Annotated in this window: 28 protein-coding genes; 20 read left to right on the top strand and 8 right to left on the bottom strand. The window is 34.3% G+C overall.

The genetic code is table 11. From position 1 onward, the window contains the following. The first annotated feature begins 116 nt into the window (after positions 1–116). The 12 genes from BLQ19_RS00500 to rlmN all read left to right on the top strand — a co-directional run bounded on the left by BLQ19_RS00500 (position 117) and on the right by rlmN (position 11862). The gene (locus tag BLQ19_RS00500; RefSeq protein WP_074537072.1) at positions 117–1217 is read left to right on the top strand and encodes a hypothetical protein; all 1101 of its coding nucleotides are present in this window, start codon (positions 117–119) and stop codon (positions 1215–1217) included. Positions 1218–1612: 395 nt separating this feature from the next. Then, complete coding sequence (locus BLQ19_RS00495) at positions 1613–2440, top strand: prephenate dehydratase (protein WP_025615865.1); 828 nt, start codon at positions 1613–1615, stop codon at positions 2438–2440. Further along, on the top strand, positions 2437–3582 hold the full coding sequence (locus BLQ19_RS00490) for a pyridoxal phosphate-dependent aminotransferase (protein WP_074537071.1): 1146 nt from the start codon (positions 2437–2439) through the stop codon (positions 3580–3582). Before BLQ19_RS00495 ends, BLQ19_RS00490 begins: the two co-directional genes overlap by 4 nt. A gap of 32 nt (positions 3583–3614) precedes the next feature. Then, positions 3615–4475 (top strand): prephenate dehydrogenase, encoded by an 861-nt coding sequence (locus BLQ19_RS00485; RefSeq protein ID WP_025615863.1) that lies wholly within the window; start codon positions 3615–3617, stop codon positions 4473–4475. A gap of 12 nt (positions 4476–4487) precedes the next feature. After that, positions 4488–5570 (top strand): bifunctional 3-deoxy-7-phosphoheptulonate synthase/chorismate mutase type II, encoded by a 1083-nt coding sequence (locus BLQ19_RS00480; protein ID WP_024481744.1) that lies wholly within the window; start codon positions 4488–4490, stop codon positions 5568–5570. Between the two features lie 114 nt (positions 5571–5684). Next, positions 5685–6359 carry a head GIN domain-containing protein gene (locus tag BLQ19_RS00475; protein WP_074537070.1) on the top strand — a complete coding sequence of 225 codons (675 nt, stop codon included), beginning with the start codon at positions 5685–5687 and terminating at the stop codon, positions 6357–6359. A 116-nt stretch (positions 6360–6475) separates the two neighbouring features. Then, the gene (gene rsgA, locus BLQ19_RS00470; RefSeq protein ID WP_024481742.1) at positions 6476–7429 is read left to right on the top strand and encodes a ribosome small subunit-dependent GTPase A; all 954 of its coding nucleotides are present in this window, start codon (positions 6476–6478) and stop codon (positions 7427–7429) included. Continuing rightward, positions 7426–7878, top strand: coding sequence for a D-aminoacyl-tRNA deacylase (gene dtd / locus BLQ19_RS00465; RefSeq protein ID WP_074537069.1), 453 nt, complete (start codon positions 7426–7428; stop codon positions 7876–7878). Before rsgA ends, dtd begins: the two co-directional genes overlap by 4 nt. A gap of 11 nt (positions 7879–7889) precedes the next feature. Then, positions 7890–8216: a nucleotide pyrophosphohydrolase gene (locus BLQ19_RS00460; RefSeq protein WP_024481740.1), complete on the top strand. Its 327-nt coding sequence runs from the start codon at positions 7890–7892 to the stop codon at positions 8214–8216. Between the two features lie 56 nt (positions 8217–8272). Beyond that, complete coding sequence (locus BLQ19_RS00455) at positions 8273–9502, top strand: 3-phosphoshikimate 1-carboxyvinyltransferase (protein ID WP_074537068.1); 1230 nt, start codon at positions 8273–8275, stop codon at positions 9500–9502. Between the two features lie 170 nt (positions 9503–9672). Then, positions 9673–10722: a tRNA preQ1(34) S-adenosylmethionine ribosyltransferase-isomerase QueA gene (gene queA / locus BLQ19_RS00450; protein WP_024481738.1), complete on the top strand. Its 1050-nt coding sequence runs from the start codon at positions 9673–9675 to the stop codon at positions 10720–10722. A 96-nt stretch (positions 10723–10818) separates the two neighbouring features. After that, positions 10819–11862 (top strand): dual-specificity RNA methyltransferase RlmN, encoded by a 1044-nt coding sequence (gene rlmN, locus BLQ19_RS00445; RefSeq protein ID WP_025615858.1) that lies wholly within the window; start codon positions 10819–10821, stop codon positions 11860–11862. A 59-nt stretch (positions 11863–11921) separates the two neighbouring features. Here rlmN and BLQ19_RS00440 read toward each other — a convergent pair whose 3' ends face one another. Beyond that, entirely contained in the window at positions 11922–12611 is a 690-nt protein-coding gene (locus BLQ19_RS00440) for a Lipl32 family lipoprotein (RefSeq protein ID WP_074537067.1), read from the bottom strand. A gap of 227 nt (positions 12612–12838) precedes the next feature. On the opposite strand from BLQ19_RS00440, the gene BLQ19_RS00435 reads away from it, so the two are divergent. The 4 genes from BLQ19_RS00435 (at position 12839) to BLQ19_RS00420 (ending at position 16458) form a co-directional block, all read left to right on the top strand. Then, the gene (locus BLQ19_RS00435; protein WP_024481735.1) at positions 12839–13816 is read left to right on the top strand and encodes a polyprenyl synthetase family protein; all 978 of its coding nucleotides are present in this window, start codon (positions 12839–12841) and stop codon (positions 13814–13816) included. Between the two features lie 118 nt (positions 13817–13934). Then, complete coding sequence (locus tag BLQ19_RS00430) at positions 13935–14498, top strand: RNA polymerase sigma factor (protein WP_074537066.1); 564 nt, start codon at positions 13935–13937, stop codon at positions 14496–14498. Beyond that, entirely contained in the window at positions 14485–15261 is a 777-nt protein-coding gene (locus tag BLQ19_RS00425; protein WP_029449987.1) for a hypothetical protein, read from the top strand. Before BLQ19_RS00430 ends, BLQ19_RS00425 begins: the two co-directional genes overlap by 14 nt. A gap of 111 nt (positions 15262–15372) precedes the next feature. Further along, a complete protein-coding gene (locus BLQ19_RS00420) occupies positions 15373–16458 on the top strand; it encodes a porin family protein (protein WP_029447061.1) in 1086 nt (361 codons plus the stop codon). Between the two features lie 31 nt (positions 16459–16489). On the opposite strand, the gene BLQ19_RS00415 is transcribed toward BLQ19_RS00420, so the two are convergent. The 3 genes from BLQ19_RS00415 to BLQ19_RS00405 form a co-directional block, all read right to left on the bottom strand. Then, positions 16490–16735, bottom strand: a complete 246-nt coding sequence (locus tag BLQ19_RS00415) for a zinc-ribbon domain-containing protein (RefSeq protein WP_074537065.1) — start codon at positions 16733–16735, stop codon at positions 16490–16492. A gap of 133 nt (positions 16736–16868) precedes the next feature. After that, complete coding sequence (locus BLQ19_RS00410) at positions 16869–17474, bottom strand: SIMPL domain-containing protein (RefSeq protein WP_024481731.1); 606 nt, start codon at positions 17472–17474, stop codon at positions 16869–16871. Between the two features lie 32 nt (positions 17475–17506). Next, a complete protein-coding gene (locus tag BLQ19_RS00405) occupies positions 17507–17929 on the bottom strand; it encodes a hypothetical protein (RefSeq protein WP_024481730.1) in 423 nt (140 codons plus the stop codon). A gap of 187 nt (positions 17930–18116) precedes the next feature. Between BLQ19_RS00405 and dnaG the strand changes: the two genes are divergently transcribed. Continuing rightward, entirely contained in the window at positions 18117–20102 is a 1986-nt protein-coding gene (dnaG, locus tag BLQ19_RS00400; RefSeq protein ID WP_074537064.1) for a DNA primase, read from the top strand. A gap of 66 nt (positions 20103–20168) precedes the next feature. Here the strand turns inward: dnaG and BLQ19_RS00395 are convergent, their stop codons facing one another. Together BLQ19_RS00395 and nadE are read right to left on the bottom strand one after the other, a co-directional pair. Then, complete coding sequence (locus BLQ19_RS00395) at positions 20169–20798, bottom strand: response regulator (RefSeq protein ID WP_024481728.1); 630 nt, start codon at positions 20796–20798, stop codon at positions 20169–20171. A gap of 162 nt (positions 20799–20960) precedes the next feature. Beyond that, positions 20961–21749, bottom strand: coding sequence for an NAD(+) synthase (gene nadE / locus BLQ19_RS00390; protein WP_074537063.1), 789 nt, complete (start codon positions 21747–21749; stop codon positions 20961–20963). 93 nt (positions 21750–21842) lie between these two features. Between nadE and gldB the strand changes: the two genes are divergently transcribed. Next, a complete protein-coding gene (gldB, locus tag BLQ19_RS00385; protein WP_074537062.1) occupies positions 21843–22808 on the top strand; it encodes a gliding motility lipoprotein GldB in 966 nt (321 codons plus the stop codon). After that, the gene (gldC, locus tag BLQ19_RS00380; RefSeq protein ID WP_024481725.1) at positions 22808–23143 is read left to right on the top strand and encodes a gliding motility protein GldC; all 336 of its coding nucleotides are present in this window, start codon (positions 22808–22810) and stop codon (positions 23141–23143) included. The genes gldB and gldC overlap by 1 nt, the downstream gene beginning before the upstream one ends. A gap of 2 nt (positions 23144–23145) precedes the next feature. Here the strand turns inward: gldC and bla are convergent, their stop codons facing one another. Further along, the gene (bla, locus tag BLQ19_RS00375; RefSeq protein WP_074537061.1) at positions 23146–23880 is read right to left on the bottom strand and encodes a subclass B1 metallo-beta-lactamase; all 735 of its coding nucleotides are present in this window, start codon (positions 23878–23880) and stop codon (positions 23146–23148) included. A 44-nt stretch (positions 23881–23924) separates the two neighbouring features. Here bla and BLQ19_RS00370 point away from each other — a divergent pair, with 44 nt between their 5' ends. Then, positions 23925–24302: a hypothetical protein gene (locus BLQ19_RS00370; protein WP_024481723.1), complete on the top strand. Its 378-nt coding sequence runs from the start codon at positions 23925–23927 to the stop codon at positions 24300–24302. 6 nt (positions 24303–24308) lie between these two features. Here BLQ19_RS00370 and yihA read toward each other — a convergent pair whose 3' ends face one another. Next, positions 24309–24935 carry a ribosome biogenesis GTP-binding protein YihA/YsxC gene (gene yihA / locus BLQ19_RS00365; protein WP_024481722.1) on the bottom strand — a complete coding sequence of 209 codons (627 nt, stop codon included), beginning with the start codon at positions 24933–24935 and terminating at the stop codon, positions 24309–24311. Between the last annotated feature and the right edge of the window lie 5 nt (positions 24936–24940).

The following is a 24940-nucleotide window of genomic DNA, read 5'->3' as shown; positions in this document are numbered from 1 at the left end:
GTTGTTCAGAAATCTGTAAGTATATTTTCTATAATAATTTAAAATTAAGGTCGTTTAAAATTGATAAGGTGATTAATAATCGCTAAACCAACCAAATAATTAACCAATTTTAAATTATGAGAAAATCAAATTTACTAGTTATGTGCTTTTTAGCCGCAGGAATATTTTCGTGTTCTAAAGACGATGAAGCAAAGCTATCAGCAGAAATAGATCCTGATGGAGTAAATGCGACAGAAGAAGTTCAAATAGATATTAATGAAGCTTCAGGCGGACTTATCGTAGAAGGAGCAACATCTAAAACCGGGAGTATTACTCCAACAGGCGATTTAGTGTTTAGTTTAGATTTTTCGACGCAAACAGCATTTCAAAAAAATGGTTTTGATATTGTTTTTGATGCGTCTGCAGAATTTGCAGGAGCATATATTCAGCTAAAGGATGAAAACGGAATGGCAGATACTTATTTAGATGTGCCATTAAGTGCAATGAATAACTATGATAATAAGCTTACACAGAACAAAAGGAAAAAAATTTTTACTAAAGAAATGACATCTACTCGTAAAGAGGAGGGTAATACGATAAACGTCGATTTTGAATCGTCAGTTCCTGCAGGTACTTTTTGTTACGTAATTTGTCTGTATGATGCTCAGGGAAATATTAGTTTGCCAGAAGATGTTTGTGTTACTGTAGAAGCATGGGGAGGTAATGTAAACCTTGTTGCGGATTGGGAGTATACTAAAGAAATTTTTGAAGGTGAAACTATTAATTTAGGAGAAGCTATCTGCGAGGAAAATTCGTTTACTTTATCTTGTGATAGTGGGGAAGTTAAAGAGGTGGAAGGTAGTTATTGTTATACGCTTAATGGTTTTAATTTGACCTTTAATAGTGATGGAACTTATACCTATACTCAAAATAGCACTGACTCCAATTATGATTATGATGCTTCACAAGAAAACTGTGAATTGGTTGTATCTTATTATGACGAGACATATACTTCAAACGGGAATTGGGCATATAATGAAGATAAAGAAGAATTGACTTTGATTGAATTTGAATATATAAATACGGAGGCAGGTGATGATCAAATATATGATATTGAAGGCGGAGATGTAGTTTTTACTGGAGAAATAGATCTTTCATCTAATCAACTAATACTTAAAATCACAGATATTTACGAGGGCGACACGGAATACTACGAATATCACTTCAATAAAAAATAAACAACGGATCATTTATATTTCAAAAAGACTTCTTCATTGAAGTCTTTTTTCGTTTCAATATTTTTTTTAGAATCAATTATTCATAACAAAAGGTTCATAATCTCACAGTATCGGTACTTATTGTTTTAAAAAATAAAAGATTAAAAAAAAGATCGGACTATATTTTGATTTTTGAATATAAGTATTACTTTAGCCAAAGTTTATTACAATTATGACAAAGCAATATTTCTGGAACGGTTTCTTTTTTTACTTCTTTTTTAAGAGAGGTGCGGGACTGTTGTAGTATATTTCAAAATATATTTTCAAAAAAGTCCCGTATATAACGGGGCTTTTTTTTTGATTTTTTTTGAGCTGGCAATGCGTATTGTAAGGTATAAATAATTAGGAGTTTAGGTATGAAGTTAAAAATAGCCATACAAGGAGTAAAAGGATCTAACCACCATCAAGTGGCTAAAGATTATTTTGGGGAGCATATTGAATTGGTAGAATGTATGTCTTTTGATGAACTGGTTTGTCAAACACTATCAGGAAGAGCAGATAAGGCGGTAATGGCTATAGAAAATTCTATAGCAGGATCTATCATTCCAAATTATGCATTAATTCATCATAATAACTTACATGTTATTGGAGAGCATTTTTTAAATATTCACCATAATTTAATGGTCTTACCAGGTCAGAAAATTGAAGATATTAATGAAGTGCATTCACATCCAATGGCTTTGTTACAGTGTAAAGATTTTTTAAAATCATATCCGCACATTAAGCTTGTAGAAGCTGTTGATACCGCAGAGACAGCACAGCAGATTCAAGAGAAACAACTAATTAATATTGCGGCAATTGCTCCTAAAGCAGCGGCAGAATTGTATGGTTTAGAAATTATTGCAAATGAGATTCAGACCATCACCAATAATTCAACTCGTTTTTTAATTATCAATAAGGAAAATAAAGAATTGCCACCAGAGGAAATTAACAAAGCCTCTATACGCTTTATTGCAGATCATAAACGCGGTAGTTTAGCCGCATTATTGAATGTAATGAGTGATTGCAATTTAAATTTAACTAAAATTCAATCGTTGCCCGTAATAGAACGACCTTGGAAATATGCATTTTTTGTGGATATTACTTTTGATGCTTATCAGGACTTCTCAAAAGCAAAATCGCTTTTAGAGATTATGACGGAAGAATTTAAAATATTAGGAGAATACAAAAACGCTAGAGTATGATCACAACCGCAGATCGGCTGAATACCGTAGAAGAATACTACTTCTCGAAAAAACTTAGAGAAGTTCGTGGATTAATGGCCGATGGAAAACCAATTATCAACATGGGTATTGGTAGTCCAGATTTGGCACCTTCAGAAGAAGTAATAAAAGCAGTGCAAGCTGCCGTTACAGAAGATGGTGCACATCAATATCAAAGTTATCAAGGGCTTCCAGAGTTTCGGGATGCTATTGTTAATTTTTATAAAAAATATTACAATGTAGCCCTTAATCCATCAACAGAGGTATTGCCCTTAATGGGCTCTAAGGAAGGGATTATGCATATTAGTTTGGCATTTTTAAATCCTGGAGATGAGGCGTTAATTCCTAATCCTGGATATCCGACCTATACTTCAGTTACCAAATTGGTTGGTGCAGCGCCTAAATATTATGATTTAACGGCAGCATCTAATTGGTTTCCAAATATTGAAGCGCTAGAGCAGCAAGATTTATCTAAAGTGAAGCTCATGTGGGTGTCCTATCCTCATATGCCAACAGGAGCATCGGCAAATAAGGAGCAGTTTAAAGCCTTGGTTGCTTTTGCAAAACGTAACGATATTCTTTTAGTAAATGATAATCCCTACAGTTTTGTACTAAATGACACGCCAGATAGTATTTTAAGTATGGAAGGAGCAAAAGAGGTGGCTCTAGAACTGAACTCGTTAAGTAAAACGTTTAATATGGCCGGGTGGCGCGTAGGAATGGTTTTAGGAAATGAGGCGCATATTAGTGCGGTTTTAAAAGTAAAGAGCAATATGGATTCTGGTATGTTTTACGGCATACAAAAAGGAGCTATCGCGGCACTAAAAAGCAGCCAAGAATGGTTTGATGGCTTAAATAAGGTCTATGAAAAACGTAAGGAGCTTATGTTGCAATTAGCGGATAAGTTGGGTTGTACCTATGATAAAAATGCAGTGGGAATGTTTATTTGGGCAAAATTGCCTGAAGGTGCAGTTTCCGCAGAAGAGTTTATTGATGATATACTTTATAAGAAAAATATATTCATTACTCCAGGAACTATTTTCGGAAGCAATGGAGCGGGATATATTCGGTTTTCGCTTTGTGTAAAAGAAGATAAAATTAAAGAAGCGATTAGTCGCTTTTAGAAGAGAACAACGTAAAAAGTGATCAAAATAAAATGAACGTATTTGTTGTAGGTATCGGATTAATTGGAGGATCAATGGCTAAGGATATAAAAGCTACTAATCCTGATGCGGTGATTTATGGTATTGATATCAATGAAAAACATATAGAAGAAGCTTTAGCAATTGAACTTATTGATAAAAAAGCCACTTATAATGATTTGTCAATAGCGGATATCGTAATCGTCTCAGTACCTGTAGATGTTATGGTTTTGGAGCTTCCTAAAGTGTTGGATGTCGTAAATGATGATGCAGTTGTCTTGGATGCAGGCTCTACAAAATCGTTAATTTGTAATGCCGTGGCTTCACATCCTAAAAGAAGAAATTTTTTAGCATGTCATCCTATTGCGGGAACAGAGTTTTCAGGTCCAGCAGCAGCAATTAATAATTTGTACCGTGGTAAAACAAATATTATTTGTGAGGTAGAAAAAACAGCTTTCAAATTGCAAGAAAAAGCATTGGCAATTTTTCAGCAATTGGGCATGCGTATTCGGTATATGAATCCGGAGGCACATGATAAGCATATTGCCTATGTGTCGCATTTGTCGCACATCAGTTCGTTTATGTTAGGTAAAACTGTCATAGCAAAAGAAAAGAATGAGCGCGATATTTTTGATATGGCAGGGAGTGGATTTGAAAGTACGGTACGATTAGCAAAAAGTTCACCAGCCATGTGGACACCAATTTTTAAGCATAACAAAGCTAATGTTGTAGAGACATTAGAAGAGTATATAGAAAATCTAAAAGAGTTTAAGCAAATGCTTTTAGATGATGATTTTGAAGGTATCTATAATGAAATGAATAGTACCAATAGAATAAAAGAGATTTTAAACGGAATACCACTTAATAAAAAATAGAATAACAAAGAGATGGAGAATTCAAAACAAATGAGAACATGGTTGGATGATATGAAACTAGATCATCCTCTAGTAATAGCAGGGCCATGTAGTGCGGAAACTGAAGAGCAAGTACTTAAAATTGCACATCAATTAAAAGATACTGATGTAAATTATTACCGCGCTGGTATTTGGAAACCTAGAACTCGCCCAGGAATGTTTGAGGGTGTAGGAGCTTTAGGTTTAAAGTGGTTGCAAAAAGTTAAAGCAGAAACAGGAATGAAAACCTGTACAGAAGTTGCAAATGCAGCGCATGTAAAATTAGCTTTAGAGCATGATGTAGATTTATTATGGATTGGTGCACGTTCTACTGTAAGCCCGTTTATCATGCAAGAAATTGCCGATGCTTTAGGGGAAACGGATAAGATTGTATTGGTTAAAAACCCAGTAAACCCAGATTTAGCACTTTGGTTAGGTGGTATTGAAAGATTAAAGACTGCTGGTGTTAAAAACTTAGGCGCTATTCATAGAGGATTCTCTACTTACGAAAAGACAAAATACAGAAACATTCCAGAATGGCAATTAGCTATTGAGTTTCAAAATAGATTTCCAGATTTACCTTTAATAAACGATCCATCGCATATTACTGGAAATAGAGAAATGATTTTTGATGTATGTCAAACGGCATTAGATCTGAACTTTGATGGTCTAATGATTGAAACACATTTTGATCCTGAAAATGCTTGGAGTGATGCTGCGCAACAAGTAACGCCAGAGAAACTAGTGCAAATCATGCGTGATTTGAAAATTAGAAAAGAGTCTGATCCTGAAGCAGAATACAATAGCGATTTGAGTAACTTAAGAGCTCAGATAGATGTGGTAGATACACAGCTTATTGAAATGTTAGGAAAGAGAATGAAAATTTCTGATGGTATTGGAGCCTTAAAAAAGCAAAAAAATGTTGCAGTTCTTCAATCAAACAGATGGAATCAAATTTTGGGAGCAATGATTTTAGAAGGAGAATCTAAAGGATTAAGTGAGGAGTTTGTTTTAAAAATGTTTAAAGCAATTCACCAAGAATCAATAAATCACCAAGAGAAAGTTATAAACTCTTAAGGAGTAAAATAATATTCATAAGTAAACCCGCTTTTTTAAAGCGGGTTTTTTATTTTTAAAAGTGTAACATTCTTAAAATCGAGGTGTCTTTATAAAAATTAAAATAATCACGATATGAAAAATTTAATACTTGCAGCATTCTTCTTAGTAACCCTTAGTGCTTTTTCTCAACGAACTTTAGATCGAGATATGGGCGATTTTCATGAGGTTAAGGTTTTTGATCTTATTGAGGTAAACTTGATTAAATCTGAAGAAAATAAAGTGCTTATCAAAGGAAAAAATGTTGATGACATAAAATTGGTTAACAATAATGGGGTACTTAAAATTAGAATGGAGTTAGATAAAAAATTTCATGGGGAAGATACTTTTGTTGAGGTATATTATACAGATTTAAGTTTGATAGATGGGAATGAAGGCGCTAGAATTACATCAAATGCTACCATAGAACAGAATACCATTGAGCTTAAAACACAAGAAGGAGCATTAATAAAAGTTGGTTTAGATGTAGATGTTCTTATAGTGCGTGCAGTTACGGGGGGTATTGTTGATGCATCTGGAATGGCAAAAAATCAGCAAATAGTTTTAAATACTGGAGGAATATTTGAAGGTAAAGAGCTAAGGACAGAGACGGCAACAGTGAAAATTACCGCAGCAGGAGAGGCAGATGTTTACGCTTCAAAAAAAGTAGATATTAAAATTAAAGCTGGTGGAGATGTAACGGTTTATGGTAACCCAGAACATGTAAATAAAAATACATTTGCTGGCGGTCGAGTAAGAATTATTGAATAAGTTATTTTTTATGATTTTATCGATACTCTTGTGTAATAGCAAAACCAACTTCGTTTCTTGTACTTAGTTACGCATAAAAGTTGTTATTTTGTATATCGCAACCGAAAAAGAAGTAAATGCAAGGAGTCGTATATAAATCTACTGGTAGTTGGTACACTGTAAAAACCGCAGAGGGTAGCTTTTACGAATGCAGAATTAAAGGAAAATTTAGAATTAAAGGCATTAAAAGTACCAATCCAGTTTCTGTTGGAGATCATGTAACTTTTGAGGTAGAAACTATTGGAGATGAAACCATCGGTATTATAAATGCTATTGCAGATCGTAGGAATTATATTATTCGTAAGTCTGTAAATCTATCAAAACAGACCCATATTATTGCGGCCAATTTAGATCAAGTATTCTTAATGATCACCTTAAATAATCCGCCAACATCTACAAGTTTTATAGATCGTTTTTTGGTAACGGCAGAAGCCTATCATATTCCAACTATCTTATTATTTAATAAAATAGATACGTATAATGAGGAGGAAACCGATGAAATAAAATACTTAGCGGCATTGTACAGAAGTATAGGGTACACGTGTATTGGTATTTCTTCTACTACAGGAAAGAATATAGACAAAGTAAAAGAGTTAATGGTGGGTAAAACCAGTATGTTTTCAGGGCATTCTGGAGTGGGGAAATCTACATTGGTAAATGCGTTAGAACCTAAACTAGACTTGAAAACAAAAAAGATATCGGTACAACATGCACAAGGGCAACATACCACTACGTTTGCAGAAATGTATGATTTAGATTTTGATGCTAGAATTATAGATACGCCGGGAATAAAAGGTTTCGGAATTGTAGATATGGAAAAGGAAGAAATAGGAAATTATTTCCCCGAGTTTTTTGCTTTAAAACAACATTGTAAATTTAATAATTGTTTGCATATTGAAGAGCCTAAGTGTGCTATAAAAGAAGCGTTAGATAATGATGAAGTGGCATGGAGTAGGTATCGCAGTTATGTGCAGATGGTAAATGGGGAAGAAGAGAATTATAGAACAGATATTTACGGAGAGAAAAAGTGAGAGTAGTTTTGCAAAGAGTAGCCAATGCGAGTGTTGCCGTTGAGGGAGCAATAATTGCTGAGATTAATGCAGGTTTGCTTATCCTGCTAGGGATAGAAGATGCAGATAGTTTAGAAGATATAGAGTGGCTTTCCAGAAAAATCACCAATCTGCGTATTTTTAATGATGAAGATGAGGTTATGAATAAATCACTTTTAGACACTAAAGGTGATGTTATTGTTGTGAGTCAGTTTACACTGCATGCTGCAACTAAAAAGGGGAATCGGCCATCGTATATAAAAGCAGCAAGACCAGAAGTTGCTATCCCGCTTTACGAGCAATTTATTCAAAAATTAGAAAAAGATTTAGGGAAAAAAGTAGGAACTGGTGTTTTTGGGGCAGACATGAAAGTGGCACTCGTAAATGACGGCCCGGTTACTATTTCTATAGATACAAAAAATAAAGAATAAAACAATTGATCATGAATATTTCAGATTCACAAAAAGCGGTAGATACTTGGATTAAAGAACATGGGGTTCGTTATTTTAATGAACTTACCAATATGGCGCAATTAACGGAAGAAGTTGGTGAGGTTGCTCGTATTATTGCTCGTAGATATGGAGAACAGAGTGAAAAAGAATCTGATAAAAATAAAGATCTTGGAGAAGAATTAGCAGATGTAGTCTTCGTTGTATTATGTTTAGCAAACCAAACTGGGATAGATTTGCAACAAGCTTTTGATAAAAAGTTAGATTTGAAAACAAAACGTGATCACGACAGACATCATAACAATAAAAAGCTCGAATAGTAGTATCTTTACGGCTTAATTTTTTGAGTAGAAAATCCTAAAAATACTACTGTATATTGAAACTACATCTTACCCTTCCGCAAAGTAATTTAATAAAAGAAGCCGTAAAGGTTACAGGCTCTAAGAGTGAGTCTAATCGTATTTTGCTGTTGCAAGCACTATATCCTAATTTAGAGATTGATAATATCTCAAATTCTGATGATGCACAGGTAATGGCAAAAGGTTTAAAAATTGCTTCAGGAGTTGTAGATATTCATCATGCAGGAACAGCAATGCGTTTTTTAACAGCTTATTTTGCTTCTCAAGAAGGTAAAGAGGTTGTTTTGACCGGTTCGCAACGAATGACTGAACGTCCAATTGGCGTTTTGGTAGATGCATTGAATGCTTTAGGGGCCGAGATTACATATGAAAAAAATGCGGGGTATCCACCACTTAAGATAAAAGGGAAAAAGCTTACTGATCATAAAGTATCGCTTCCCGCAGATATAAGTAGTCAGTATATTTCAGCTTTGTTGCTCAATGCTGCCAAATTAGAAAATGGTTTGGAGTTAGCGTTGGTTGGTAAGATTACTTCAGTGCCTTATATAAAAATGACACTTGCTTTATTAACACAATTGAAGATAGAAAATTCTTTTGAAGGAAATAGTATTAAAGTGTTTCCTAAGAAAGAGGTAAAGACGCAAACCTTAGTTGTAGAATCAGATTGGAGCTCTGCATCATACTTTTATAGTATTGCAGCACTCTCAGAAATAGGGTCGCAAATTACCTTATCATCGTATAAAAAAAACAGCCTTCAAGGAGATAGTGTTCTTTCTAAAATCTACACCTCTTTTGGAGTAGAGACGGTTTATCAAGAGAATAGTATAATACTTAAAAAAATAGCGAATCCTACCATTGAAAATTTAGAATGGGATTTAGCAAATGCACCGGATATTGCACAAACGATAGCGGTGACGTGTTTTGGCTTGCAAATGTCTTGTTACTTAACAGGCTTACATACTTTAAAAATAAAGGAAACTGATAGGTTAGAAGCCTTAGATGTAGAGCTTTCTAAATTAGGAGCAGCTATAACGGTGACCGATAAAACCTTAACGTTAAAAGCAACAACAGCTATACATGCAGATGTTGCTATTGATACCTATAATGATCATAGAATGGCTATGGCCTTCGCGCCTTTAGCGTTAAAGACGACTATTTTTATTAATAACGCAGAAGTAGTGTCTAAATCTTTTCCTGATTTCTGGAGAGATATGGCCACTTTAGGAATAGGTGTTCAGGTGCAATAATTCTTTTTTAGAGTTATTAGTTCATAGGTTTTTGGCGTATTTACTACTAAATCACTAGTAGAGAGACTTTAATAATCAATATTTCAAAATATAAACGGTGTTTTACTTGACAACGCCCTATTCAGGATTGTATCTTTGCAGCCGCATTAACAATAACAAAAAATTGATACATGAAATTATCCGGATTTAATTTTGAATTACCAGAGGAGCTATTAGCAGAATACCCTGCAGAAAATAGAGACGAATCCAAGTTGATGGTAATTCATAGAGAAACAGGTAAAATTGAACATAAAATGTTCAAGGATATGATAGATTACTTCGATGAAGGTGATGTCATGGTATTAAATAACACCAAAGTTTTTCCTGCGAGACTATACGGAAATAAAGAAAAAACGGGTGCGCGTATTGAAGTGTTTTTATTAAGAGAATTAAACGAAGAACAACGTCTTTGGGATGTTTTAGTAGATCCTGCACGTAAAATTCGTATTGGTAATAAATTGTATTTTGGGGATGATGATACGTTAGTAGCAGAAGTTATTGATAATACAACCTCTAGAGGTAGAACCCTTCGTTTTTTATATGACGGATCTTACACAGATTTTAGAAGAAAACTAAAAGAGCTTGGAGACACGCCTTTACCAAAATATATCAAGAGAGAAACAGAAGCAGAAGATGCGGAGCGTTACCAAACTATTTATGCAAAGCATGAAGGAGCGGTAGCAGCACCAACAGCGGGCTTACACTTTTCTAAACATTTATTAAAGCGTTTAGAGATTAAAGGTGTAGATTTTGCAGAATTAACATTACATGTTGGTTTAGGTACTTTTAACCCAGTGGAGGTTGAAGATTTATCTAAGCACAAAATGGATAGCGAAGAATTGATTATTGACGAGAAAACTACGGAAATAGTGAATAGCGCTAAGAAGAATAAAAAACGTATTTGTGCCATAGGTACTACGGTAATGAGAGGTTTGGAAAGTGGAGTTTCTTCGCAACATACGCTAAATACTTTTGAAGGTTGGACCAATAAATTTATTTTCCCTCCTTATGATTTTAGTATAGCAAACTGTATGGTAACTAATTTTCACTTACCAAAATCTACCTTATTGATGATGGTATCTGCTTTCATGGGCCATGATTTAATGAAAAAAGCATATAAAGAAGCTATTTTAGAAGGATACAAATTCTATTCTTATGGCGATGCAATGTTAATCATATAACGATCCTTTATTTGTTAAATGAATCCCGCTTGAGCTTATTAGTCTTGGCGGGATTTATTTTTAAATACAATTTTTAAAAATACCTATCTTTAATACGTGGATACAATCAAAAAGAAAGACATACGTGCCTTAACCAAAGAACAATTACGAGAATTCTTTGTTGCAAATGGTGATAAAGCCTTTAGAGGAAATCAAGTGTATGAATGGCTTTGGCAAAAAGGGGCACACTCTTTTGAAGCAATGACTAATGTTTCTAAGGAAACTAGAGACATGCTAGAAAATAATTTTGTGATCAACCACATTAAGGTAGATGTCATGCAGCGAAGTAATGACGGTACCATAAAAAATGCGGTACGTTTGCATGATGATTTAATTGTAGAATCTGTATTAATTCCTACAAAAACTAGAAGTACCGCTTGTGTATCTAGCCAGGTTGGTTGTAGTTTAGATTGCAAGTTCTGTGCTACGGCACGCTTAAAGCGCATGCGAAACCTGAACCCTGATGAAATTTATGATCAGGTTGTAGCGATAGACAATGAAAGTAGGTTGTACTTTAACCGCCCACTGAGTAATATTGTTTTTATGGGTATGGGAGAGCCTCTAATGAACTATAACAATGTTCTGAAGGCCATAGACAAGATTACGTCTCCGGAAGGATTGGGGATGTCTCCAAAACGTATTGTAGTTTCTACGTCGGGTGTGCCTAAGATGATCCGTAAAATGGCAGATGATGAGGTTAAATTTAAACTAGCAGTCTCTTTGCATTCGGCTATAGATGAGATTAGAACTTCTATTATGCCTTTTAATGCTAATTTTACATTAACAGATTTAAGACAGTCCTTGCAATATTGGTATGCAAAAACAAAAAGTAGAATAACTTATGAGTATGTAATTTGGAAAGGAATAAATGACAGTCAGAAAGATGTCGATGCCTTAGTAGACTTTTGCAAGTTCGCTCCGTCTAAAGTAAATTTAATAGAATATAATCCCATAGATGATGGGGAGTTTCAGCAAGCCTCAAATGCTGCTATAGATATGTATGTGAATACCTTAGAGCAGCATAATATAGCTGTTACGGTGCGTAGGTCTCGCGGAAAAGATATTGATGCCGCTTGCGGTCAGTTAGCAAATAAAGCATAAAAAAAAAGGGGTTGTTTAAAAACAACCCCTTTTTACTATTTAACACTAAACTATTTAAATTATTCTGCTGCAATCTTAGCATTTAATTCTTCAATTGTTTTAGCCATTACTACTCCTGGTAATTTAATTGGAGCAGCAACTTCAGCCATAAACGTACCTTTTACTTCACCTGTTTTGTAGGTTGTAAATCCAACTCTGTACAATCCAGCAGTAATTGCCTTTGTAGGGTTGCTTATTTCACTCTTATATCTTAAAAGAGAGTTGTAGCTGCTTCCACTTGGTTGCTTAGGCATCTCAGAACTATCATCATTACTAGCTAAAGTAACCCAATTAGCTCCTTTTGCACTGCTATCCGTAAGCCCGTCATTAGAAATAATATCAGAACGCTCTAAGGTAATATACGTGTCAAAGAAATCTTCAGAGCCTGCATTATCAGTATACTCTTTAGAAGCTGTAGCACCTTTTGTTTTTCCATCTGTAGGTGAAACCATACGTACTCCTAATTCTGGAGCAGCTAATGGTACCCATACATAGATGTAATAAAACTTTTTGTTGTCTTTAACTTCATCTTCATTGCCAGATTCAGCATATCCTAAATACGAAATGACATCGGTATAAGGAACTTTAATAGTTTTTGGCCCCACCTTTTTCTCAACAGAGCTACCGAATTTTTTTAATTTCTGAGCTTGTGTAGCACTTAAGCCTCCAACTAATAAAATAGCTAACGATACAATAAATTTTTTCTTCATTTTAAAATGTTTAATTATTATTTCCTTCGGCAAATATAGAAGATAGTAACGCTTAAGCAACCCCTAGTGATGGTGAAAGTCTCATCCCTGAAATCAGGGGTTACCCCTGTAAATTTCATTTTTTGCCAATTTCTATTTAAATTAAACCTGTCTGGATTAGCCTACTTGTATTTTTTAGCTAATTTTACAAAGAACTAAATGTAAGCATAACTACAGGAGTACTATTTGTGAAAGTTGTTGACCAAATAAAAGAACCCATCATTGCGGAAATGGAACTTTTTGAAAAGAAGTTCTATGAATCTATGACCTCTAAGGTTGCTCTTCTAAATAGAATTACCCACTACATTGTAAATAGAAAAGGAAAACAAATGCGACCCATGTTCGTTTTTCTTACTTCTAAACTAATTAACAATGGTGAAGTAAATGAACGGACGTATCGGGGAGCTTCAGTTATTGAGCTAATCCATACCGCTACTTTAGTGCATGATGACGTAGTAGATGAAAGTAATAAACGTCGCGGCTTTTTCTCGATCAATGCACTTTGGAAGAATAAAATAGCCGTTTTGGTTGGTGATTATCTTTTGTCAAAAGGCTTATTGCTGTCTATAGATAACGGCGATTTTGATTTGCTTAAAATTATCTCCGTAGCGGTTCGAGAAATGAGCGAAGGGGAATTACTTCAAATAGAGAAAGCAAGGCGTTTAGATATTACCGAAGCAGTGTATTATGAAATTATCCGCCAAAAGACTGCGACCTTAATTGCAGCATGTTGTAGTTTGGGGGCTTGTTCTGTAAAACCCGATTCTGAAGAGGTAGAAGTTTTTAGAAAGTTTGGAGAGTACTGCGGAATGGCGTTTCAAATAAAAGATGATTTGTTTGATTATGGTGATGCCGCTATTGGTAAACCTACGGGTATTGATATTAAAGAGCAGAAGATGACACTTCCTTTAATATATGTGCTCAATAACTGCTCTAAAAAGGAGAAGAGGTGGGTTATCAATTCCATAAAAAACCACAACAAAGATAAAAAACGCGTAAAAGAGGTTATCAATTTTGTAAAAGATAACGGAGGACTTGATTATGCGATAACAAAAATGCTGGAGTTTAAAGATCAAGCATTAGCAATACTGGAGACTTATCCAGATTCTGATTATAAAAATTCACTGCAGCTCATGGTGAATTATGTAGTAGATAGAAAAATATAATATTTTTATTTATCTAAAAATCAGTAGGTTGTAATTTTTTTTCATTTTTTTTTAGATCGTAGACAACCTTTTTAAAAGTGGTCTCGTCTATCTTTATAGAAACTAAAACTATAATACGTTGAAGATTATTTCTTTTTATACAAACGAAAAACTTCTGATCAAAAAAGCGGTAGCAGGTAATGCACAAGCTCAGAAGCATATTTATGAAAAGAATGCGCCTAAAATGCTTAGTGTTTGTCGGCAATATATAAAAGATACGGCCTTTTCTGAAGACGTTATGGTAACAGGTTTTGTAAAAGTGTTTAAGTATTTAGACACCTTTAAATTTGAAGGTAGTTTTGAGGGGTGGATTCGTAGAATCATGATTAGAGAATCAATTACCTATTTACGCAAAAAACAATTTGTAGTGTTTGATGATGATGTTTTTGAACGGAATTCAGTATCTCAAATTTCTTTCTCCTCAGAAGTAGATGCAGAACAAATACAATTGTTGATAGATAATCTTCCTGAAGGATATAAAATGGTTTTTATGCTTTATGCAGTAGAAGGTTATAAGCACAGCGAAATTGCCGATATGCTGAATATTTCTGAAAGCACCTCAAAATCGCAATTATTTAAAGCAAGAAGAACGCTCCAAGAGCAAATGAAGGAACAAAAAATAGTAAGTTATGGCACCAATTAAATTTGAAGAACATATAAAAGAAAAACTAGATGAGCGTACGATTATGCCATCTGCAAACGCTTGGGATAAAATTTCTGGACAGATAGTATCTGCTCCAGTAAAAAAATCAAAGGGTTTTGCATGGTATGCTATTGCAGCGTGCCTTATTGGGTTGTTAATTGCGTCTTTTGTCTTTTATATAGGAGCAGAAAATACTATAGTTCTTCCTGAAACAACTATTGCAAATGAAAATAATGAGAAAAGTAAAGAATTGGAAGCTCCAATAGAACAATTTGTTTTACCGCCTGTAGCGAATAAAAGCAAAGACAATTCATTAAATACTATTGTTTTAGAAGATAAAAAGGAAGCAAAGGTATTGGAAAATGAAGTGTATAATTCAAAAAACACTGTGGCTACGTCTAATCTTGAAATTACAGAAATGGTACAGAGAGAAGATAGAGTTATAGCTACGGTTCATCAAAATGTTTTTAATAAAGACGAAATTATCAATTCAAAAATAAAAGATCTTGTAGCTCAGGTAGATGCGCTAGAGTCTAATAATACAGTGGTTTCTGATGCAGAGATAGAGGCACTGTTGCGAAAAGCGGAACGCGAAATACTAGCAGACAAAATTTTTAAGTCAACTTCAAATAAGGTAGATGCTATGGCATTATTGGATGAGGCTGAAAATGAATTGGATACATCCTTTAGAGATCATTTGTTTGATACCTTAAAAGAGGGCTTTTTTAAAGTGAGAACTGCAGTCGCAGATCGCAATAACTAAAATCAATACGTATTTATAATACCATTTTTTCTTTTCTGATATCAGCTGTATTTAGAAAAGGAGCAGGGCGGAGTTTGTTCATTAATTACTAATCAAAAAAATAATCATCACATGAAAATCACTATACTATATATCGCGATATTATACTTTGGTCTTTTGGCACAAAGCGTATTGGGGCAAGAAGATTACAAGAGTAAAGTTGTTACTTTAAATCAGTTAAAATCTGAAATACCAATACAAGAAAAACATGCTCTTAAGGTAGAAATTGCTTCGATTATGAAGCAGCTAGATGCTAAAGAGATCACAGAAGTTGAGGCGCAAGTCTTAAAAGAAGCAGCAGCAAAGAAACGTGCTTTAAATATTGAAAATAGACTAAGTATTATAGACCATGAAATTGCATTACTAGAACGTAATGGCGGTCAAGTATTAGCTTTAGACTCCTTGGGAACCAGTGGTTCTATGGTGGAAATTAATTGGGGTTCAAAAGATGAAGGTGAAGACCGGTTGTTCGGCATCAACATAGATACGGATAAGAAAAAGTTAGATTTAAAATATGATAGACGTACCTATTCAGATTTTGTTATCGCTGTAGGTCTAAATAATGCTATTATTGAGGATCAATCTTTAGAAGATTCTCCTTATAAAATAGGCGGTAGTCGTTTTTTTGAGATGGGTTGGCAGTGGAGAACGCGTGTGTTTAAGAATAGCAATTTTATGCGATTTAATTATGGCTTTTCTTTCCAATTTAATGGGTTAAAAGCTAAGAATAATCAATATTTTGTGGTTAATGATGGGCAAACAACACTGGAGGATTTTCAATACGAATTAGATAAGGCAAAACTACGTATGGATAATTTGGTATTCCCTATTCATTTTGAATTTGGTCCGTCTAAATTGACAAAAACGGATAAAACAATTAGATATGATGTGTACAAGAAATTCCGTTTTGGTATTGGAGGATATGGAGGTTTTAATTTGGGGACACGCCAAAAATTGAAATATGAAGTTGATGGGGAGAACGTAAAAGATAAATTAAAAAGAGATTATAATACCAGTAATTTAATTTATGGACTAAGTGCGTATGCAGGTTTTGGAAATACGCAGTTATATGTAAAGTATGATTTAAACCCTATTTTTAAAGATGCACTGGTAGATCAGCATAATATTTCTTTAGGACTTCGGTTTGATTTGGATTAAAACAAAAAAGCCAAGACTTAGTCTTGGCTTTTTAATTTGAATTAATTTCTTGCTGCATTTCTGATGAGAATTCATTTTCGTAATACACTTTTTTGCAGTGCGAGCAAGCTATTGTTTTTGTGGTTGCTATCTTAAAAAGTTTTATCCAAAATAGATGAAAATAAGTGCTGCTTTCAGAAAAGTATAGTGTGTTTCCCTGTTGGCAGAAGGTGCAAGAGCTTGTTTTTAATTCTCTTTGAATAGTTTTTCCTGTTCTTGTTCCGAAAAATAGAATCATGCTTTAGTTTTAAACTCAAAGGTAAAAAATAGCATTCTATTTATTTAAAATAAGAAGAACCTTGCGCAAGTTTCCTAAAAACAATACCGGTAATAGTACGCAAGGTCTTCTCTACAAACAACCAACTAAAGGTTTATAGCAATTCAAAAGAAACCGATATTTGGTAGTCTCTTTTTGAGAAATCAGAGCCATAATAAAGTGATTCTGACATTTTATTGGAAGAACTATCGTGGATATATATTGCTTTGCCCACTTTACGATCTATTTTCTTTGCAATAGCCTCTGCCTTTGCTTTCGCATTGTCATAAGCTGCTTTTGCATAAGTTGCAATTTCATCATCTGTTAAGGTGTACTCAAAGCTAGAATCAGATTGTGATACCCCAAATGCTTTTATAGAAATAAATTTTTCAAGCGTTTCTATAGAATTGGTTTCAAATTCAAAGTATGTACCTTCTTTTTCGTAGCGTAAGAGTTCATAAGCAAACTTATCTTCTTTCAATGCTTCAAGGTCAATACCTTGCTTTTTTAAAGCAGCGAAGTAGCTTTCTTTTAATTCTGGAAAAGTCATCCCAGGGGCATCGTAATACACGTTATTTAAGCTAAGAATCATTTTAGCATTAAATGTAGGCTTAATGGAATATGTCGTTGTTCCATTAACACTTATGCTTGGTGGAGCAGTTTGAGCCATTGCAGTCATAGTGAATAGTAAAATAAAGGTTTGAATAATATATTTTTTCATAGTGCTTTTATTTACAGCAATTTATGGTGTTTTTAGACAGCGAAAAGAAAAGAGGCAACAATCATCCAAGCACCTACGATAAGACCTAGTACGCCTAATTTTCCTTGTTTCGGTGCAATTTTCGCACGTATAGCATCTGCTTTCTCTTTTGCATTTTCGTTTTTAGAAAGGACGTACTTGTTGATCAATCCAAATCCTAACATAAATCCTAGTGCAGCAGAAACTATATTTCCAGCCAAGAACGTAATCCACCATATTGGTGCTACTGTCAGCCATCCAATGTTTAATACAGCACTTATAATTCCCCAAATTCCCCAGAAACAAAATACCATTCCGATCCATGCTTGGTAAGGTTCAATTTTTTCTAATAACTCTTTGGCATTTGGTTTTTTTGATAAGATTAAAGATGGTACTGCAATGATGCTTAATAATACGAGTGTAATTCCCCAGATCATAATGTTTAGTTTTAAAAAGATTAATTATTTATTTGTTATTATTTCTGATACAAAATTGCGGTAATTATGAAGTGTGTAAAACCCTTTTTGTAGTAAAATTGACACCCCTGTAAACCGTGATAGGATCATATTTATAGTTATATTTGAGGGTTCTAAAGGAATCTTAATTTAAACAAAATAGAAGAGTTTGATATCAAAATCTACGATCGATAAAGTGTATGAAACAGCTCGTTTAGAGGAGGTTATTGGCGATTATGTGCAGCTCAAAAAATCTGGGTCTAACTTTAAAGGGTTGAGTCCGTTTACAGATGAGAGGTCTCCTAGTTTTATGGTAAGTCCTGTAAAACAAATATGGAAAGATTTTAGTAGCGGTAAAGGAGGTAATGTCGTTGCCTTTTTAATGGAGCATGAACATTTTACCTATCCGGAGGCGATTAAACACTTGGCTAAGAAGTATAATATAGAGATAGAAGAGACAGAGCAAAGTAATGAGCAGAAGGAGCAGGCTAATGAAAGAGAGAGCATGTACCTGGTTTCAGAATACGCGCAGAAGTACTTTACGGATATACTTTGGAATACAGAATTAGGAAAGGCGATAGGTCTTTCTTATTTTAAAGAGCGTGGTTTTACAGATGAGACCATCAATAAATTTGCCTTAGGATATTGTTTAGATAATTGGGACTCCTTTACCAATGCGGCATTAGAAAAAGGATATCAGATAAAGTATTTATCAGACACTGGGCTAACCATTGTAAAAGAAGATGCGGCTAATCCTGCAAATTCTCGAAAATTTGACCGTTTTAAAGCACGTGTCATGTTTCCTATTCAATCCTTAAGTGGGCGTGTATTAGGTTTTGGCGGACGTATTCTAACTAATGATAAGAAAGCGGCAAAATACTTAAACTCTCCAGAGAGTGATATTTACCATAAGAGCAAGGTGTTGTATGGTATTTACCATGCAAAACAAGCTATCGCAAAAGAAGATAATTGTTATTTGGTAGAAGGTTATACAGATGTTATTCAGTTTCACCAACGCGGAATAGAAAATGTGGTAGCGTCTAGTGGAACCGCATTAACTCCAGAGCAAATTCGATTAATTAATAGGTTAACTAAAAATATTACTGTTTTATTTGATGGTGATGCTGCTGGGCTACGAGCCTCCTTACGAGGAATTGACTTAATTCTAGAACAAGGAATGAATGTAAAGGTCTGTTCTTTTCCAGAAGGTGAGGATCCAGACAGTTTTGCGAAAAATAATAGTTTAGAGGAGGTTCTCGAGTATCTAAATGGTAATTCAAAAGACTTTATACAGTTCAAGGCTTCTTTGTTGGTAAAAGACGCAGAGAGCGATCCTGTGAAGAGAGCAGATACAGTACGTGACATTGTGCATAGTATTTCAAAAATTCCGGATCGTATTCAAAAAGAAATATATATTCAAGAGTGTGCTCAGATTATGAACATCTCTGAAGCGGTACTTTTTAATACGCTAGCTCAAATAGATAAAAAGGATGTTTCTGACACGCAAAAGAAAGCGAAAGTTGAGCAGAAAGAGCAGGTTTTTAATGTAGTTAAAAACGAAGAAGTTGGACAAAAGGTGGATGTTCAATTTGAATTAGAGCGAAAAATCATTGAAATATTGTTGTTGTATGGAAACTCTCCACAAGAGTTTGAAGATCTTATTTTAAAAGAAAATGAAAAAGGAGATTTAGAACTTGAGCCAGAAAAAATTGAAGCAAAAGTGTACGAGAAAATATTTCTAGATCTACAGGATGATGAGATAGAATTGAGTAATGAGAAGTTCAAAAATATCTACGGGAAGTTAATTCAGGAGCTCAATGAGAATGAGAAATTTAGTATCAATACTTTTATAGCACCGCTAGATCAGGAAATGGTGTCTGAGATATCTTCTATTCTAATGGAAGAAGAAAAGTATGTCTTGCATGATTGGGCACGTAAAGAGATTTATCCGAAGGAAAAAGAAGTATCTATAGCGCAATTAACGAATGAAACGATATTAACCTTGCGCTGCTTTTTAATTAAGCGTAGAATTAATGCCTTGCAGAGTGAAACCACAAAGGCTGAAAATGATCATAGAGAAATTCTTGAAGAAATAATGAATTACATTCATTTAAATACACTCTTGAATAAGAAATTAAATAGAGTGTTGTCTTAAAGGAAAGATGTTTATAATAAAAAAGCCTAGCATTGCTAGGCTTTTTTATTATATAATGGCGTAGAATTAATATAATTCCAAGGCTTTTGCTTGTTGTAGTAAGTCTACTAAGTTATCTACGTTAAGCTTACGCATTAAACGTGCTTTGTAAGTACTTACTGTTTTTTCATTTAAGTTTAAACCAATAGCAACGTCTTTGTTACGTTTACCACTAGCCAACATTTTTAAAACTTCAACTTCTCTAGTAGATAGTTTTCTGAAAAATCTTCTTGGCTTTTTTGTGCCTTCATCAAAGGCAAGTCTTTGTGCAAGCTCATTAGTAATGAACATATCACCTTTACTTACTTTTCTTACAGCAGAAATAATATAGTCTAAATCAGCGGTCTTAGATAAATAACCATAAGCACCAGCCCTGATAGTACTTAATGCGTACACATCTTCAGATTGGCCGCTATAGATAAGAACTTTAACATCAGGATACTCAGCCTTAACTTTTCTTAAAGTAGCAATACCGTTAATCTCAGGTATGTCCATCTCTAGCATCACTACATCAGGGCTTATTGTCTCTAATTTTTCAAACAATTCGGTTGTCGTTGCGACATCTGCAATAACCTCAAAATCTGATGCTGTATCTAAAACAAACTTGATACCTGCTCTTACAACTGGATGGTTATCAGCAATTAATACTTTAATCATGTTCCTTTTTTTTTATTGATTTTCAACTTATTACACCTAAAAGCCAATAATTTCTGACATGCAATGTAAAGTTTATTTATCTGATTTCTAGTGTAAATTTCATTTTTTTTTATGAAACCACCTTATTTTTTCGTTTTATTCACTTGATTTTAAGGTGAGTGGTTATTTTAGTGTCTTAGGAATCTCACAAACGGGGATGGGAACCATTTTATGTCTGTTAGCAGTATTAAACCTTTTGTAAATACTAAACACTTCTTTTTGTCGTCCTGAAAAATCATCCACTGTTTTGCCTTTATCTACCATTTCCATGGCCCATTCTAATTCAGGATATGAAGCTCCAATTTGGTCTTCATCGGTACGGTCATCTCCCCAGAGTCCGTCAGTAGGAGCGGCATTGATAATTTCTTCATTAACACCTAAAGCTTTAGCAATTTCCCAAACTCCAGTTTTTAATAAATCGGCAATCGGACTTAAGTCTACCCCGCCATCTCCATACTTGGTGTAAAATCCTACACCGAAGTCTTCCACCTTATTTCCGGTGCCAGCTACCAAATAAGATTCAAGGGCTGCAAAATAATATAAGCTGGTCATTCGCAATCTAGCGCGCGTGTTTGCTAAAGACATAAAACGTTCTTCTTCGTTTTCTACTCTTGGCATTGCAGCTACTAAACTGTCAAATACAGGAGTGAGGTTTACTTCTTGTCTTTTTACATTACTAAAATTCTCTTGTAGCCATGCGATATGTCTTTCTGCTCGGCCTACTTGGTTTTCTGCTTGGTGAATAGGCATTTCTAAGCAAAGTAAATCTAATCCTGTTCTTGCACATAATGTAGAAGTGATAGCAGAATCTATTCCGCCAGATATGCCAATGACAAATCCTTTCATATTAGCTTTTGTTGCATAATCTTTTAACCAGTCTACGATGTGATTTATTACTTTTTCCGTTTGCATTGGGCTATTTTTTTAAGTTGAAAACAATTAACTTTGCTTCGTAAAAATAAAACCTAAGTACTAATAAATAAAACTTAATAGAAATTACTTTATATGAAGAAGTTAATTTTTGCTCTTTTACTAGTTTCGCCTTTCTTTTTTTACAATTGTGAGGAAGAAGATAAGGTAGCTCAAGAGATTGATAAAATAAAGGTTGATGTTCAAGTAGACCGCTTTGATCAGGAGTTTGCAAAAACAACCATTGAAAACTTAAATGTAACCAAGGCTAAGTACCCATATTTATTTCCACAGCAATACACAGACAGCGTTTGGTTGTTAAAATTGCAGGATACTATTCAAATAGAATTGAATACAGAGGTAGAGAAGGTATTTCCTAAATTTGATACAGAAACAGAGGAGTTAACGCGTTTGTTTCAGCATATAAAATATTACTTTCCAAAGTTTCCAACTCCAAGAGTGGTTACTTTAACATCCGATGTTAGTTATGGGAGTCGCGTTATTTTGGCAGATACCTTATTGCTAATTGGGTTGGATAATTATTTAGGCAAGGATCATAAATTTTATAAAGGATTTCAGAATTATATTTCTGCAGGATTAGATAAGCAATTCATTGTAAGTGATGTAGCTTCAGAATTTAGTGCTGCAGTAATGCCTCGTCAAAAAGGAAGAACTTTTTTAGATCAGCTCGTTTATTATGGTAAAGAACTTTATTTAAAAGATAAATTAATACCTTTTAAATCAGAGGCGCAACGTATAGGGTATACGCAAGAACAGTTAGAATGGGCAGAAGCTAATGAAGAACAGATCTGGCGCTATTTCGTGGAGCGAGAACTTTTGTATAGTACCGAAAAGCAATTGCAGCCAAGATTTATAGATCCTGCTCCATTTTCTAAATTTCAATTAGAGCTAGATAATGAATCTCCAGGAAGAATTGGGCAATATGTAGGTTGGCAAATTGTACGGGCTTTCATGAAAAATAATGATGTCACTGTACAGCAGTTGTTGACAATCCCTACAGAAGAAATTTTTAATAAATCAAATTACAAACCTAGAAAATAATGGCAAAATTACATACCTCAGAAATAACATTACGTGTAGGTTTAGACGAAAACAGAGTGCCGGAAGAACTTAATTGGTCTGCTGAAGATGGCGGCATAGATAATGAAGAAGCAAAAGCAATGTTGTTATCTGTTTGGGATAGTAAAAACCAAGAATCGTTAAAAATAGATTTATGGACCAAGGATATGCCTGTAGATGAAATGAAAACATTTTTTCATCAAACTTTAGTGTCTTTATCCGATACTTTTATGAAGGCTACTCAAGACGAAAAAATGACGGCTACAATGAAAGATTTTTGCGATTATTTTGCAGAAAAATTAGAGCTAAAAAAATAAGTTTATTTAAACAGTTCAATAGTATAATCTAATAATTCCTGGCCACCGGCATCGCCGTGACCAGGAATTACTAGTTTTAAATCCGGATACTCCTCTTTAATCTTTTGGATTGTATTGCTCCATTCCTCCAGGTTGGCATCGCCAGTATATCCTTTAGTTGCATTCAAACTTTTAACCATGCAACCGCCAAAAAGTAATGCTTCACTAGGTATATAGCTCACGATATTATCAGCGGTGTGTGCCTCGCCAAAATGGCGGTTCATTACTTCTAATTCCCCAACTTTTAATGTTATTTCGGAATCAAAACCATAGTTCGGAGTTACAAGGTTTTTCTCTTTTGATAAGGCTAATGTCTGCGTGTTCCCATAAGAAGGAATGTCTATGTCGTGAAAGGCAGTTAGGCCACCTTGGCAATCTTCATGAAAATGATTTACCACTACGGCCTTGATACTACTTTTTTTAATTTCAGTAATCCAACGTATTAATTCGGTACTTACAGCATTAGAAGTTGGGGTGTCAAAAATTATGGCTTCATTATTGTGTATGACAACAAGTCCGTTGCAGGCAACTTTTCCGTAATCATTAGTATTGAGGTAGGTAATATGTTGAAAGGCATTATTGGATAGCGGAATTAATTTTAATGTGTCGGAGCTGTAAGCAACAGTATTTTTTGGAGACTTACAGCCTGTAATAAAGAGTAGAAGTAGCGATAGAATAACTAGTCTAGTGTTTTTCATGATAAAGTGTTGAAGCTAGGCTAAAGATAAGATGATGTAGCGGTATGGAAAAGGTAAATGTAGAAAAGTTGATTTTTATTTATAATGCAAATTCAGGAACACACAATGCTGTATTAGATACGGCGCATAAAATTTTTAGTCCAAATACCTATGAATGTAGTTTGTGTGATATCACTTTTGGTATTTTCACAGAGAATAAGATTTGGAGGAAATTTAGAGCGCAATCAACTACTCCAATGGAATTTCTTCATAAGGATGAATTTTTGAAAATGTACAGTTCTAAATTCGATGCTAAGTACACGTTTCCAATTGTACTTGCAGAAACCCATGAAGATTTTGAGGTGGTAATAACAACGGATAAAATGAATTCTCTAGAAAACGTTGAAAGTTTAATGAGTGAAGTTTTAGCTACTTTAAATTAATACGAATTAGATAAAATCTGCCCAATTATCTTTTTCGAAATTTTCATTCATAAGATCAATGTAGTCTAGGACTTCGTCTTGCCCAATATTTTTTGAGGCAGAAGTAATAAAGTATTTAGGTGCTTCTACCCACAAACTTTCTAATAAATGATCAATGTACGTTTGAACATTTTTTTCAATTACGTTTGGCTTCAATTTATCGGCCTTGGTGAAAATGATAGAAAACGGAATTTGGTTTTCGCCCATCCACTCTAGAAATTCTAAATCTACTTTTTGTGGTTCGTGACGTATATCTACAAGGACAAAAGCAGAAACCAATTGCTTTCTCTCTAAGAAGTAATCAGTGATATATCTTTGAAAGGTTTTTTTGTCTCTTTTAGAAACTCTAGCGTAGCCGTAACCGGGTAAATCTACCAAATACCAACTGTCATTAATCTTGAAATGATTAATTAATTGTGTTTTTCCTGGTCTTCCTGAGGTTTTTGCTAAACTCTTTTTATCGGTTAGCATATTAATTAATGAGGACTTTCCTACGTTTGATCTCCCTATAAAAGCATATTCTGGAATAGGCTCTTTAGGACAATTCGTCACATTAGAATTGCTCATTACAAACTCGGCTGACTTTACTTTCATGGATT

This window comes from Cellulophaga baltica (assembly GCF_900102165.1).
GTDB lineage: Bacteria > Bacteroidota > Bacteroidia > Flavobacteriales > Flavobacteriaceae > Cellulophaga > Cellulophaga baltica.
This window is presented reverse-complemented; position numbering and strand designations above follow the sequence as displayed.

What these genes read in the sequence shown, in the direction of transcription:
- BLQ19_RS00415 (WP_074537065.1), bottom strand. Translation starts at nt 16,735, where the DNA reads ATGATTCTATTTTTCGGAACAAGAACAGGAAAAACTATTCAAAGAGAA.
- BLQ19_RS00480 (WP_024481744.1), top strand. Translation starts at nt 4,488, where the DNA reads ATGGAGAATTCAAAACAAATGAGAACATGGTTGGATGATATGAAACTA.
- gldC (WP_024481725.1), top strand. Translation starts at nt 22,808, where the DNA reads ATGGCAAAATTACATACCTCAGAAATAACATTACGTGTAGGTTTAGAC.
- BLQ19_RS00370 (WP_024481723.1), top strand. Translation starts at nt 23,925, where the DNA reads ATGGAAAAGGTAAATGTAGAAAAGTTGATTTTTATTTATAATGCAAAT.
- BLQ19_RS00485 (WP_025615863.1), top strand. Translation starts at nt 3,615, where the DNA reads ATGAACGTATTTGTTGTAGGTATCGGATTAATTGGAGGATCAATGGCT.
- BLQ19_RS00440 (WP_074537067.1), bottom strand. Translation starts at nt 12,611, where the DNA reads ATGAAGAAAAAATTTATTGTATCGTTAGCTATTTTATTAGTTGGAGGC.
- BLQ19_RS00410 (WP_024481731.1), bottom strand. Translation starts at nt 17,474, where the DNA reads ATGAAAAAATATATTATTCAAACCTTTATTTTACTATTCACTATGACT.
- BLQ19_RS00425 (WP_029449987.1), top strand. Translation starts at nt 14,485, where the DNA reads ATGGCACCAATTAAATTTGAAGAACATATAAAAGAAAAACTAGATGAG.
- BLQ19_RS00475 (WP_074537070.1), top strand. Translation starts at nt 5,685, where the DNA reads ATGAAAAATTTAATACTTGCAGCATTCTTCTTAGTAACCCTTAGTGCT.
- bla (WP_074537061.1), bottom strand. Translation starts at nt 23,880, where the DNA reads ATGAAAAACACTAGACTAGTTATTCTATCGCTACTTCTACTCTTTATT.
- BLQ19_RS00500 (WP_074537072.1), top strand. Translation starts at nt 117, where the DNA reads ATGAGAAAATCAAATTTACTAGTTATGTGCTTTTTAGCCGCAGGAATA.
- queA (WP_024481738.1), top strand. Translation starts at nt 9,673, where the DNA reads ATGAAATTATCCGGATTTAATTTTGAATTACCAGAGGAGCTATTAGCA.
- BLQ19_RS00495 (WP_025615865.1), top strand. Translation starts at nt 1,613, where the DNA reads ATGAAGTTAAAAATAGCCATACAAGGAGTAAAAGGATCTAACCACCAT.
- BLQ19_RS00420 (WP_029447061.1), top strand. Translation starts at nt 15,373, where the DNA reads ATGAAAATCACTATACTATATATCGCGATATTATACTTTGGTCTTTTG.
- nadE (WP_074537063.1), bottom strand. Translation starts at nt 21,749, where the DNA reads ATGCAAACGGAAAAAGTAATAAATCACATCGTAGACTGGTTAAAAGAT.
- BLQ19_RS00460 (WP_024481740.1), top strand. Translation starts at nt 7,890, where the DNA reads ATGAATATTTCAGATTCACAAAAAGCGGTAGATACTTGGATTAAAGAA.
- gldB (WP_074537062.1), top strand. Translation starts at nt 21,843, where the DNA reads ATGAAGAAGTTAATTTTTGCTCTTTTACTAGTTTCGCCTTTCTTTTTT.
- yihA (WP_024481722.1), bottom strand. Translation starts at nt 24,935, where the DNA reads ATGAAAGTAAAGTCAGCCGAGTTTGTAATGAGCAATTCTAATGTGACG.
- BLQ19_RS00395 (WP_024481728.1), bottom strand. Translation starts at nt 20,798, where the DNA reads ATGATTAAAGTATTAATTGCTGATAACCATCCAGTTGTAAGAGCAGGT.
- BLQ19_RS00490 (WP_074537071.1), top strand. Translation starts at nt 2,437, where the DNA reads ATGATCACAACCGCAGATCGGCTGAATACCGTAGAAGAATACTACTTC.
- BLQ19_RS00405 (WP_024481730.1), bottom strand. Translation starts at nt 17,929, where the DNA reads ATGATCTGGGGAATTACACTCGTATTATTAAGCATCATTGCAGTACCA.
- rsgA (WP_024481742.1), top strand. Translation starts at nt 6,476, where the DNA reads ATGCAAGGAGTCGTATATAAATCTACTGGTAGTTGGTACACTGTAAAA.